The sequence below is a fragment of the Sphingomonas sp. PP-F2F-G114-C0414 genome, from assembly GCF_003688595.1.
Taxonomy (GTDB): Bacteria; Pseudomonadota; Alphaproteobacteria; order Sphingomonadales; family Sphingomonadaceae; genus Sphingomonas.
Genome location: NZ_RCWT01000017.1, coordinates 56791 through 69235, shown reverse-complemented (window position 1 = coordinate 69235; position 12445 = coordinate 56791). Strand labels below are relative to the sequence as shown.

Genomic DNA, 12445 nt, shown 5'->3' with positions numbered 1-12445 from the left:
TCGCAATATAAATGGGTTTTGTGTCGCTATCCCTGCTGCTCATCCTTTAGGCGTGTGACGATCACAAGCGACCCAATAGCCTCGACGCAAACCGAGCGAGAAGAAAGCAGCGCGCTACAGCGGCGTGCCGGAGGACGAGCAGAAGAGATAGCAAGCCAGGGAGCTGGCCTTCATCGCTGAAGGCCAGCTCGAGGCTACTCTACCGCGTCTTCAGCCTTGCGCTTGCGCGGTGCGGGCTTGGCTGCCCCTGCCTTCGCTGCGCTCGTCTGAGCAGGCTTGCGACCCAGGCCGATCTTTTTCGCCATAGCGCGACGGCTTTCCGAGTATGTCGCAGCGACCATTGGGTAATCGGCTTTGAGATTGTAGCGCTCGCGATATTCGGCGGGCGTCATGCCATTGGTCGAGAGATGGCCCCGTAAGGTCTTGTACGGCTTGCCATCGATCATGCTGATAATGTGATCCGGGTTGGCAAGCGATTTGCGAGCCGTGACGGCGCCGACATACTCCTGGACCTCTTCGGCTGCAGTTTCTGGAGTTTGCGAACCATCCACAAGCGACTGAACGCTGCTATGCATTTGCATCAGGAACGCTGGAACGTCCTCGGCGGAGGTACGGGTACTAGGATTGCGGAGCCACGCAATCGTCAACTCGGTTGCCAGTTCCAAGGAGTCGGTCTGGTAGCTTTCGTCAGGCATAAAGTACTCCATTTGACCGCCTCGCCCTATTATATCGCTTTTTATCATAATCTTCCTGTTGCGAACATAGGCAAACGCTCAGCGAATTACGCCGACGTTACGCGATCGAAATCGGATACTATTAGCAAATTCAGCATCGAGAGGCAGAATTCTTTCTATCACGATTGTTTTATCGCGAGCACGAGTCGTGCACGACACACCGCCTGCCATATGCAACCCTCGATGATCGACCCAGCAGGAGGGGCTTGCATGTCAAAAAACGGCCATGGTGTGGCTTGACGATGCCTTAAAAGTCTCAGCTGGCAAACCGAGTGGCGGATTTGCTGAAGCGCATAGCCCGTCTGGCTCCTACCGTAGCGAAAGCGTCCACAGCGTGGCACGCAGCAAGGTAACCAAAACGCGAGCTGCTGGCAGCCTTGTCCGGCGTTATCCACTTGACTTGGCATGTGGGCAGCTCAGATCGTATCTTAAATCGCATATTAATAAGGCAGGACATAATATGACGAGATTTTTTATTATTCTCTTTTTAATATTACTCTATATGCCGTCTTCTGCTCAGGCAGTAACTGCCTGCCAAAATATCACCGCCTATGGTGCTGACCCATCTGGATCCTCGCCAAGCAACACCGCCTTCACGGACGCGGTCGCGGCAACCGACGGAACACATATATGTGTTTATTTTCCATCCGGCCGGTATTCCTTCACAACACGACTATTTGTAAGTCTTCCAAATTCCAGCCCAAACTCGAGTGTGACCATTAAAGGAGACGGATCCGATACGACCGAACTTCGTTTTCCATCAGGGTCAGATGGATTGGTTATAAATATAAATTCTCCGGATCAGAGTTTCCACATAGACCGCCTTAGTGTAGTGACCACTGCAAAAAGTAATTCGACGAATGGGATAGCCGTCAATAATTTTTCCAACAGTATAAATAGTGCGCAGAGTCATATAGACCAAGTTACTGTCCGTGGAGCTGACGGCTATACAGATAAAACATCACGTTGGGGCATCGGAATAAACCTATATCAGATATCCAATACAAATCTGACAAATGATACAATAATTGGTAGTACTAACGGAGCCAGTTTTGCAACTGAGGGGACTTGTTTTATTGACCGCGGAACGGTCGCTGTATTCCCAATTCAGATAAATATTATAGGAAGCCAGTTTAATTTTTGTCACTATGGTATAGTATATGGGGACTATCTCCAGGGACTTCAGATAACATCAAGCAATTTCGTTGGGAACGGTTTCGGCGTGTTTCTATCAGATAAAAACGTCGGCAATGATCAGCTTGCGATTAGTTCGAGTCAATTTAATAGCTCGATCTCCGATATATATATAGGAGGATTAATTGACGGCGTTTCAATCACCGGAAACAGCTTTTACGGAGCAAGGTTGTCTGGAAAGATTGCGATTGATATAATTAAGCCATATCAATTTTCCATTATCGGAAATGCTTTTCCAACCGATACTGGAGCGACGAATCAAGACGGAATTCACATTGGTCCTTATCAGGGAGCCTCGGGTGTAATCACCGGCAACGTGTTCAGTGGGCCTTTGGTGACAGCGATATATTTACGTCCGAACTCTCAGCGAGTTAATATTCAATCAAACTCTTATAGTGGTGTAGCTAATAATATCGTCAACTCGGGAGCGAATAACATGATAGGAGGTGGTTCTTCATAGTATACTGAATAAATATTTGCATACATGTTATTTTTACTTAACCACCTCGGGTTCGTCGGAGGCTCCAACTCCTGAGAGATGTGGCCACGACGAACATGGTTCCGCTAGAGGTCCGCGAGGAAGCGGTGCGGATGGTTTTCGATAACGAGAGGAATTACCCGTCTACGGAACCGCAGGCTGCAGGCCAACGAGTCCGATACGAAGTCGAGCGACTGGCGCTTATTTGGTTCCTGCGGGATCGCCATCGGCGCCCGCGTGCCCGGTCCGCGCTTGCGGACGCCACGATTGCGCACGGTCCGCCGCTCCCTGCGATGCACCGGCGCACGTTCTTGGGGACCGGTAAGAGGATGCTTGGAAAGTTACGCTAAGTTCCCGCCCCTACCGCGGTGGCAACGGTGTACCGATCGCATTATTGATGGTCGGCTCGCCACTTGACCGGGACACGCAGGTAGGTGACGCCGTTGGCCTCTGCTTTACGGAGATGGCCGGCAGGGATGTTGACTTGGATCGAAGGCAACAGCAGCTCGGGAACGGACAGGCCAGCATCGCGCTGTCCGCGCATCGCAACGAAGTTGGCCTCGCTCACGTCGTCGTGGATATTGACACTGGTCCGACGCTGCCCGGCAACCGTCGTTCCCAGTGATACTGATCGCAGCCTGGTGCCATCGTCACGTTCCGCAAGGGCGGCAAGGGGCGCCCACGTGCCGGCGTCGGGCACCGCGTCGAGGCCGTCGACCCCGCGACCGGCACCGTGCGGCTCATGCCCAAGAAATCAGCCAAGGCGCGCGCTGCCCCCAAGCCCATCGGCTGGCAGCGAGCGCGCTGGGGCGCGGATGTCGCCGAGGCCTTCACCGAGGTCGCGCAGGCGACCGCATCCAGTTAACCTGCAACAACTACCGCGCCGATCGGCTCAACGGACACACCGCCGAGGTCGTCGCGATCGACCCCGCCGGCTCCGACATGGTGGTCGAGCGCGAGGACGGGCGGCGCGACATGCTCGACTTGGCGCACCTTGCCGACCGCCACGTCCGGCCCGGTTGGGTGCGGACCATCACCAGCGCCCAAGCGGCGACGTGCGATCTGGGCTTGGCGCATCTGGAATGCTTCCGCGCCAACACCGTCGATGCATCCTCCGTCTATGTCGCGATCAGTCGCGCCCGGACCGGTGCGGCCGTCTACACCGACAGCCGCGCCGGCCTCACCGAGGCCCTTGGCTTGCGCAATGGCATGCAGGTCGGGGCCATCGATCAGGACATAACGACCACACCGGAATCAATTAGACCGAAGCCATGCCGGCCTAATTTTAGCAACATTATCGATCTTCTTTAACACCATCATCGGTCTTCCTTGCGCGGTGCCTTTTACAACACCATAGACATTCGCTTGGAAAAACGTGGTTTCTATCGAGTCCTTTGAGCTTCCTGAATGGATACTCAACGTCCCATCAGTATTTCAGCAATAAAGCCTATACCCTCGCAATTAACAGGAAGCATTAACAGCCTAGCGAATGAACTGGCTCCAATTATAGCGTCGCCAGATATTCTGAATCCATCCTTAAGTTCTTTAATATTCCAGCAGCGATTCAGGTCGAAACTTTGGGACCCACAACCGGTGGTAACGAACGCCAACAGCAATCCTATCGATATTCCCCTGGATAAAGGCGCCGTGACGAATCCTGGCATGCGCTGAATAGACCAGTCGCTTGGGCACATGATGCGACCGCTCCGTTCTGTATCTGCCGCCCATTGATGCCGGGCATTCCAAAGTCCTGATCAACTGACGAGCTGACACCATACCCATTCGCTTCAGTCTTCATCCGTTTGTCATAATCGCCACTAGGTATAGACCCGTCCTGCAGATGTCTTACCTCATGCCCGACCGTGCTAACGCCAGCAACAAAAGCGCTCTTCCATCCCTCAGACCCAGCGACCTGCGATATGGCATTGGTATTCAAAGTTAAAGTGTTTGAGCTAGCGTCATCCTGGCCCATAATTAATTTGCCATCCGCAGTTTTACCAAGATCTTGGACATTAACAGTAACTCCATTATGATCGCCAGCCTTACCAAGAGCGTCCGATGCGCTTCTTAGCGTCGCCCGCTGGTCGCTACTGATCTTACGAGAATTAGCTGCTCCATCCAGCCCTTTGGCTAGCGCCGCGACCGCACGGCACTCCCCCTTACTTCCTGCACAATCATACATTCCCGTGGGATCACGCCCATTGACCGTATTGTTTGCGACAACAGGCCCGCTTGATGCGGTTCGGTCCTACCGATGCGGTTTTCCCGAGGCGGTGCAGCGGCTTACGCGCACACGCGGGGGACGCGATCGGGCAGCATGCCAGATTCGCCTTGAGGCGGTTTTCAGTGCCGCGATGCGGCTGTCAAAGAACGTGACCAGCATCATGCGCGCGGACGCGCGCGGGGGCAGGCGGCTGAGAAGGATGGCGATCAGCCGTGGAGGTCGCCGACCCCGGTCAGGTGCATGACCCCCTTGCCGGGCAGCTCGACGCGCAGTTCAAGCGTCCCGCCAGCAGCTTCCACATAGCGGCGCAGCGTGGAGAGATAGAGATCGGTCTGGCGCTCGATCTTGTGAACGGAGGGCTGCTTGATCTTGAGCGTGGTCGCCATCTCGACCTGGCTGCGCTCGGCAAGCTGTCGCAGGGCTTTCAACCCTTCGACCTCGCCGACCAGTTCGGCCGTGCGGGCCTCGATACGACGACGGCGCTCCTCGGGCATGGCTGCCATGATCTCGCTATGCGTGCGTCCCATCATCATTTCTCCTTCGCGACCAGCGCCGCCAGATGCTTGTCGAACCGCTTGTCGGCCTTGGCGATCAGGCTCTTGTAGAACCGCTTATGCGCCACACCTGCCTTGTCGCCCGCAACCAACACGATCGCCTGCCGCTCGGGATCGAACGCGAACGCCACGCGCCACACACCACCATCGGCATCGAACCGCAGCTCCTTCATGTTCTTGTGCTTCGAGCCGGAGAGTGTGTCAGCGTGCGGGCGACCGAGCTGGGGACCATAGACCTCCAACAGGCCGGTCAGCGCCAGCAGCTCGTCCTGAACCGCTTCGGGCAGCAGATCGTATTCGGGGTCGAACGCATCATGATTGCTGACCATCCACGGCATGGGCGCTATATACCTCCCAGGCTATAATTTGTCCATAGCCTCTGGGCTATTCAGTCCTTGCCGTCGTCGGCGAGCGCGGCGTCCAGGAGGGCACGGTCGCGGACCAGGCGCGCGCCGGGGTGCGTGGCGGCGTGGATCTCGGCCAGCTTGGCGATCGACACGCGGGTGTAGATCTGCCTCGTCTCCAGGCTTTCATGGCCGAGCAGGGCCTGGATGAACCGGATATCGGCCCCGCCCTCCAGCATCAGCGTCGCGGCCGTGTGGCGCAGCAGATGGCACGAGCCGGGCTTGCCGATGCCGGCCGTGGCGACGTGGCCGCGCACCTTCTCCGACAGGCGCTTGGCTTCCAGCGCATGCCCGTCGCGGCTGAGGAACAGCGTGCCGGGGTCGCGGCCGACCACCAGGCCGGGACGCACGCGGTCGCGGTAGGCGACCGGCCAGGCCTTGGCGCGCTCGCCGAGCGGCACCACCCGGTCCTTGTTGCCCTTGCCCTGCCGGACGATGAGCGTCGAACGGGCATAGTCCACGTCATACAGTTTGAGCGCGATCAGCTCGCCGCGCCGGATCGCAGTCGCGTAGAGCAGCTCCAGCATGGCGCGGTCGCGAAGGCCGAGCGGCACCGCGATGTCCGGCACCGCCATTACCGCCTCGGCTTCCTCGGCCGTCAACACTACGGCCGGCAGACGCCGCTCAGGACGCGGCAACTCCAGCTCGGAGGCCGGGTTGGACAGGATACGATTCTCGATATGATTCTCGCGCGCGAGCCATTTGACCAGGCGCGCAGGGGGACCATCCGGGCTGCCTGCGTGCGGAACGTCAGCGGCTCGCCGTTGCTCTTGCGGTGATAATAGAGGTGGCGCTGGAACCGCTCCAGGATCGGCTTGGTCACTTCATAGGGCCGCTCGATGCCGCGTTCGCCGCACCACAGGATGAACGTCGCCACGCTGTGGCGTCGGTCCAAGATGGTGGCCGGTGAGTAGTTGCGCACCGCGAGCGCCGACAGGAACCGCTCCATGTGCGAAGCAAGGCTGTCCGGATCGTGCCGACCCGGCAGCGGGGGAAGCGCGCGGCGCGGCATCAGCGGGCAGCGTGGGCGTATGACCGGCGTTCGCCGCCAGCGACCGACGGCGTGGTTTCCGGGGACGGCGCGGGACACGGCGCTGGAGGCCGCACGATACCTGCGGTTTTGGTGGATTCGAGGGGGCCACCGTTCACCGACCGAGGCCCGACTGCACCCCGACCAGGGGCCGACCGATCGCCATCCGACCCCGACCGTTCGTCGTCATACCTGTCCTGAGCGGGGCGTTGCCCCCGCAACGCATCGACGTCGATCAGCCCCATGACGAACGGCGCGCCGGCTTCGCCTTCGCCGGCCCAGGCCAGTTCGTAGACGAACCGGGTGGGAAAGCGCGACGCCACCATGGGGCTGCTGCTATCGCCCCACGCGGTGACCGGCATCCAGGGCAGCGCCGGCACCGCCAAGACCACGACCGTTCTCGCCACCTACGCCCGAGCTGCCCGCGATCGGGGGTTCGAGGTCCGCGCGCTCGCACCGACCGCAACTGCCGCGTCCGTGCTGGGCAACGCGATCGGCACCGAGCACATGACCGTCGCCAGGATGCTCGGCACCACCAGCACCATCGACTGCGGCGAGCACCCGCCCAAGGTGTGGGTGGTCGACGAGGCCTCCATGCTCGGCGCCCGCGACGCCGAGGCGCTGCTCGCCCAGGCCCGAGCCGAGGGTGCCCGGCTCGTCCTCGTCGGCGACGTCGATCAGCTCGGCTCCGTCGAAGCCGGCAGAGCCTTCGGCCAGCTCCAGGACCACGGCATGGCGACGTTCAGGCTGGAGGAAATCGTCCGGCAATCGAACCCGGAGACCCGCAAGGCCGTCGAAGCCATGCTCGACGGCAACGCCCAGGCAGCATTCGCGGCGCTCGACGCCGGAGGCGGGCGCGTCGTCGAACAGCCCGACACCCAGACCCGCCAAGCCGTCCTCGCCCGCGACTTCGCCGCGCTGTACCGCGAAGACCGCGCCCGGACGCTGGTGCTCGACCCGACCCGTCAGGGCCGGCAGGAGCTGATCGACGCCATCCGCGCCGCGCTCGTCCGCGATGGCACGCTCGGCGAGGATGCCATGGTTGCGACCGTACTCGAATCGCGCGGACTCACCCGCGCCGAGGCCAAGCGTGCGGCCAGCTACCAGCCCGGCGACATCGTCGCGTTCCGCAAGTCGGAGAAGGGCCGGCCGCGTGCCGGGATCGGCTACCGCGTGGAGGCGGTCGAGGCCGAGCGCGGCACCGTCCGGCTCGTCCCCGACAAGGGCAAGGCCCACGACTGGCAACCCGCCCGCTGGGGCAGCGCACAGGCCGAGGCGTTCGTCGAGGTCGAGCAGGAGTTCAGGGCCGGCGACAAGGTGCAGTTCACCCGCAACAACTACCGCGCTGAGCGGCACAACGGGGACACGGCCGAGGTGGTCGCGATCGACCCCGTGGGGTCCAGCATGGTCGTCGAGCGCGAGGACGGGCGGCGCGACGTGCGATCGGGTCTTGGCGCATCTGGAGTCGTTCAGGGCCAACACCGTCGATGCGGCTTCGGTGTATGTCGCGATCAGAAGGGCCAAAACCAGCGCGGCCGTCTATACCGACAGCCGCACCGGCCTCACCAACGCTCTCGGCCTGCGCGACGGGGCGCAGGTCGGCGCCGTCGATGAAGCGCTGGCTTTGTAACCTCTAGAGGCGATACTCCACTTGCATACGCGTCAGATAGAGAAATATCTTCTGAATCGATCCACCGCGTTAGAGAAGCTACTCTCATATACTCTCTCTATCTCATCATAGCTGACACCATCACGATGGTCGTCAAGAATAATGTTGAAGGTAGAGAAAAAGTCCTCGTCATACTCGTCGTCTGAATATTCTTGTAGAAGTATCAGCTTACTAGTTTGAACAATTTGCTCGCCAGACGAGTGATGATTATGGACGACTTCCCTGAGTGATGCAGGAAATCTATTTCTATCTTCCATAAATCACCTTCTTTTCGAAGACCTCGCTCGTAGCCTCATTGCGCACCGCGTGAATAGACACTCTGTCGCTTGACTTTGTGACTTCGCTAACGGAGATCTTTGTGTAATCGGCAGCATTTCCTCCGTATTTCTGCGCAGCCGCTTCCGCACCCCTGAATGCATCTTTAACTCCCGGACCGGCAATGAGGCGACCTTCACCCGCGGCAAGACGACCAAGACCAGATTGAACCGCTGCTGCGCGCTGGGCGAGCGCATTCATTCCAGCAGCAACTGGCTTGAAGTGCTCGGCAGTGCGCATCAATCTGACTACCGGCATTGCCACCTGAGCTGTCCATCCCGCCCCTCTGATGATGGCAGCGCCAGACAGTTCGGTGGCAGCGGCAATCGCAACGTTTTCTGCAACGCCCTGTTGAATCTGATTCCAAGCCTTCAAACCACACTGAGCGCCACCACCACATGCAGCGGTTGCGCGGTCCAGCCCGTCATACACCGGCCCCATGACGGTCTGCTTGCCATCTGGATCGCGCCCGTTCACCGGATCGTTTGCGACATAAGCATAAAGGTTGATTTGGTCTTTGTATCCGATTGGATCTGTTTGAAGAAAACGGCCGAGGGTAGGCGAATAGAATCTCGCTTTATAATAATACATGCCGAGGTCGGGCTGCCAAGCCTGCCCGGTATACTGGAACCGCCCCGAATTATTTTTCCCGGGAATACCATATTCATCGTAGGTGTTAACGCCATAAACATACGACCCAGTGTTGTCGCCGATGAGCGCAACGCTTCCCTGCCAATCTTGACGAAGAATGCGCTCGTTACTGCCGTCAAAAGAGGAACCTTCGTACCAAGCGATCGGGTCGTCCGCCCCAGAATCCGCACCGTGAACGTAGCGTCGCAAAAGATTGCTGCCGGCGTCGTATTCGCCGATCAACGCATCTCCATCATAGAGAAAGCGCGTGGTACCGCTAGTTCCAATGGTTTCGTAAAGACGCCCTAGCGGGTCGTAGCGTAAGGCAACCGTGTGGCCGCCGCTAGCCGCACGCAATCGGTTTTCGATATCATACTTAAATATCGTGGAACCATCTGTGGTCAGATTACCATTCGCATCATAGCTGAACGATGTCGAGCCAGCAGCCGTATACTGGTTTTGCCCATTTACTGTATAACCTCGATTAACATTATACGTATCGGCAAACACCAAATCATTGCTATTTTTTGTTAACGTAGCGATCTGACCAGCTGGGTTGTGGGTAAAGCTATAGTTAAGACCAGCACCTTTCTTAATCAGATCGTTCGAAATCGACAATAAGCGCCCAATGCCATCGTATGAGTAGCTTGTATTAATCCCGCCATTCATACTTAATCGTCGACCAGCTTCATTGTACGTGTAAGTCGCAATCGGAGTTCCCATCCGCTGAATCTGCAGTGGGCGATTCAGTCCGTCATAGGTGTAATTAATATAGAATCCATCGGGAAATGTGACTCGACTTTTGTTGCCGGCATTATCGTACAAATAAGACACGGTTCTTGCGGCGCCATCCATATTTACAATGGAGCTTGTCTGCTCGCCAATACCATTCCAGAGGTTCGTAACGCCGTCACCCGTTGCGCTGTTGAAATGCGCATATGTCTGATGCCCCTGCAGATCATAGCCGTAATACACTGATCCGGCTGCGAAGGTCGAGTATGCCGGCGTAGATTTAAATATGGCACGGCTCAGCTGATCATACGCAGAGCGAATTATACTTCCATCGCGCTTCATGAGCTTAACACGGTTGCCACTTCGGTCGTAGGCGTACTTTTCGCAATCATCTCCCGCTGCAGTGGCTTCTGAAGGGCCTGTTACGCTCTGTCCAAACTCATCTGTTGATTCCGAGATTGTACCGATAGTGCAAGTAGAAACCGCGCCTACTGAGGTTTTAGATGGAAACTTCCAAGCTATTAATCGGTCGAAGCCGTCGTAAACTAACTGCGCGACATTATTATTTCCGTCCGTAATAGATTCCTGTTTGCCATTCAGCGTGTACGTATAGGATACTTCAATCTGTTCAAGCGCAGTACCAACTGCTTTTCGCACTTCTTTCAGTTGCCCGGCTGCATCGTATACATTTTTGGTTATTCGGTCAGGCGGAAGGCTGGCGCTGCCCAACTGGGGAACACACGCGTTGACTTGCGCAGCCCAAGATGAGGGATCCATGCGGATAGCCGTGCACATCAATCTGCCGTCGGAATCGTAGTTATACTGAGTTAAGCCCATTGGAGACAGATTCGAATTTAAATCTAATCCGATAAGTGTTTCCCCAGTTCTTCTACCGACAGTGTCGTAACTAGTTTCAGTCCTACTGAAAACGCTCATTTTAGAGAGGCCGGCATCGGTGGCATATTGCGCACTTCCGCGCTCAACTAATGTTATTTGGCCATCGAGATTATACGTGTACCGAATGGAGGGTCGCGGTAGCGCACCATCCCCGTCAGGATCGGGGGAAATTTCACCGCGAAGTTGGCGGGCAACATCGTAAAAATAGTAGGTCGTATCCTCAGCGCCTGGACGAGGTCCATCAAAGCTAATCACATTTCCAACGGCGTCGTATGCTTTTGCCGTTGTAACTTCCGGAATGCTACCATCTCCAACACTTATTGTACTTGTAGTGGGAAGTAGATTATTATCATATCCAAATCTCTCTATCAGTTCGTCAGAGCTTCCGGGGCACGACGATTGAGTTCTACAGGTTTTTGTGTAATCGAGGACTCTTAAAGTCTGGCCAGATCCGACTAACTGCCCGGTTGAGTTTTTGTAATACGACATTGCATCCTTATAAAAGTAGCTTTTTAATCGCCTAGCTCCATTTGAGTCTGGAGGTAGCATCTCATCTTTTATCTGGCCGCTTTCATAATAAGTATAATTTGTTTGACTACCCCGGACATCTTTTACAATTGACGGATCCGAGCACTTGACAACGTCATTACACCCACTGTAATCAGCTGCATTGGTTAAGGTAGGCCCGCTAAAACCTGGCTTTGGTGATAGCGTGGATAAGATTGGACGTGACCGAGCGTCATATTCCACCTCGTTGATTGTGGATTCAGGGGTCGTAACCTTACGAATATTATCATTCGCTAGCCACAGCGCGGCGGCATCTGAGACAACCTGATAGAACTCGTAGGCAGTTCTGTAAGAAAGCTCGTTAATATAATACGACTTATAGGGCTTTCTGGTAGTCGATGCCTGGTTACTAGCCGCTGATAGCGCCTCGTCGTCAACGCTAAACGAGGTAGTCAATAGTGAAGGGCGCTTCGAGGTTGCTTTAAGAACCTTAAATTGTGAAACGGAGTTGTACATGTTTGAAGTCAAAGTGTAACTATATTCCGTTATGCCGGTATCATCTTCATATCTTTTAACAAGTACGGCGGGCCCATTAGAATATAAAGATTGCCGAGTAATTGTCTGGTACCGGCCGGAGGGCGTTAAACGCGTTTCTACGAAATCTTTTCCGCTCGTATTCTTTCTAACAGTGTAGTTACGGCCTGCTGAATCAGACAAAACAAGATTGTTAGGATCAGGCGCCCCTCCTCCCACGATATACCTAGCGTTCGGCAACGTGTATTGCGGACTGGCGCATGTTAGCGCCAATTTGTCACAGTAATCATATGAAAGATTTGACATTTGAAACTCAGGAAGCTGTCCTGTGACATCTTTAAAGTTAATCTGGTAACCTCGATTAGAGGTTATAGATCTAACGATGCTCCCATCGTAGTTATACGATAGGGCTGCTCCGTCTTTTTCAATAATTGAAATAAGTTTTCCGACGGTAGCTGATTGACTTGACGAGCTCGTTGTCTGATCGAGTACGTAATTGCGATCAAATATCCACCGCCGGCCCGATTTGTGGGTCAAAGTCCA

12 protein-coding genes and 1 pseudogene are annotated in these 12445 nt (G+C 56.0%); 4 read left to right on the top strand and 9 right to left on the bottom strand.

Going from position 1 to position 12445, the window contains the following annotated elements; all coding sequences use genetic code 11:
• Positions 1–194: 194 nt before the first annotated feature.
• Complete coding sequence (locus tag C8J47_RS18605; protein ID WP_121886981.1) at positions 195–695, bottom strand: MucR family transcriptional regulator; 501 nt, start codon at positions 693–695, stop codon at positions 195–197.
• Positions 696–960: 265 nt separating this feature from the next.
• Here C8J47_RS18605 and C8J47_RS19035 point away from each other — a divergent pair, with 265 nt between their 5' ends.
• Entirely contained in the window at positions 961–2388 is a 1428-nt protein-coding gene (locus C8J47_RS19035; RefSeq protein WP_147454376.1) for a hypothetical protein, read from the top strand.
• Between the two features lie 152 nt (positions 2389–2540).
• Here C8J47_RS19035 and C8J47_RS19695 read toward each other — a convergent pair.
• A pseudogene (locus tag C8J47_RS19695) lies at positions 2541–2705 on the bottom strand (IS3 family transposase); the annotation flags it as partial.
• A 92-nt stretch (positions 2706–2797) separates the two neighbouring features.
• Positions 2798–2974 (bottom strand): hypothetical protein, encoded by a 177-nt coding sequence (locus C8J47_RS18595; RefSeq protein WP_404969297.1) that lies wholly within the window; start codon positions 2972–2974, stop codon positions 2798–2800.
• Positions 2975–3148: 174 nt separating this feature from the next.
• Between C8J47_RS18595 and C8J47_RS19690 the strand changes: the two genes are divergently transcribed.
• On the top strand, positions 3149–3271 hold the full coding sequence (locus C8J47_RS19690; protein WP_259467658.1) for a hypothetical protein: 123 nt from the start codon (positions 3149–3151) through the stop codon (positions 3269–3271).
• A gap of 77 nt (positions 3272–3348) precedes the next feature.
• Positions 3349–3717 carry a hypothetical protein gene (locus C8J47_RS18590; RefSeq protein WP_121886939.1) on the top strand — a complete coding sequence of 123 codons (369 nt, stop codon included), beginning with the start codon at positions 3349–3351 and terminating at the stop codon, positions 3715–3717.
• A gap of 1119 nt (positions 3718–4836) precedes the next feature.
• Here C8J47_RS18590 and C8J47_RS18585 read toward each other — a convergent pair.
• The 5 genes from C8J47_RS18585 to C8J47_RS18565 form a co-directional block, all read right to left on the bottom strand.
• Positions 4837–5163 carry a helix-turn-helix domain-containing protein gene (locus tag C8J47_RS18585; RefSeq protein ID WP_259467657.1) on the bottom strand — a complete coding sequence of 109 codons (327 nt, stop codon included), beginning with the start codon at positions 5161–5163 and terminating at the stop codon, positions 4837–4839.
• The gene (locus C8J47_RS18580) at positions 5160–5522 is read right to left on the bottom strand and encodes a type II toxin-antitoxin system RelE/ParE family toxin (RefSeq protein WP_121886938.1); all 363 of its coding nucleotides are present in this window, start codon (positions 5520–5522) and stop codon (positions 5160–5162) included. The genes C8J47_RS18585 and C8J47_RS18580 overlap by 4 nt, the downstream gene beginning before the upstream one ends.
• 50 nt (positions 5523–5572) lie before the next feature.
• Positions 5573–6190, bottom strand: a complete 618-nt coding sequence (locus tag C8J47_RS18575; protein WP_147454375.1) for a tyrosine-type recombinase/integrase — start codon at positions 6188–6190, stop codon at positions 5573–5575.
• A gap of 2 nt (positions 6191–6192) precedes the next feature.
• A complete protein-coding gene (locus C8J47_RS18570) occupies positions 6193–6537 on the bottom strand; it encodes a hypothetical protein (protein WP_121886936.1) in 345 nt (114 codons plus the stop codon).
• Positions 6538–6599: 62 nt separating this feature from the next.
• Positions 6600–6944 (bottom strand): hypothetical protein, encoded by a 345-nt coding sequence (locus tag C8J47_RS18565; protein WP_121886935.1) that lies wholly within the window; start codon positions 6942–6944, stop codon positions 6600–6602.
• Positions 6945–6969: 25 nt separating this feature from the next.
• Between C8J47_RS18565 and C8J47_RS18560 the strand changes: the two genes are divergently transcribed.
• Positions 6970–8232 carry an ATP-dependent RecD-like DNA helicase gene (locus C8J47_RS18560; RefSeq protein ID WP_183129180.1) on the top strand — a complete coding sequence of 421 codons (1263 nt, stop codon included), beginning with the start codon at positions 6970–6972 and terminating at the stop codon, positions 8230–8232.
• Between the two features lie 301 nt (positions 8233–8533).
• Here the strand turns inward: C8J47_RS18560 and C8J47_RS18555 are convergent, their stop codons facing one another.
• Complete coding sequence (locus C8J47_RS18555) at positions 8534–11884, bottom strand: RHS repeat domain-containing protein (protein ID WP_183129179.1); 3351 nt, start codon at positions 11882–11884, stop codon at positions 8534–8536.
• Between the last annotated feature and the right edge of the window lie 561 nt (positions 11885–12445).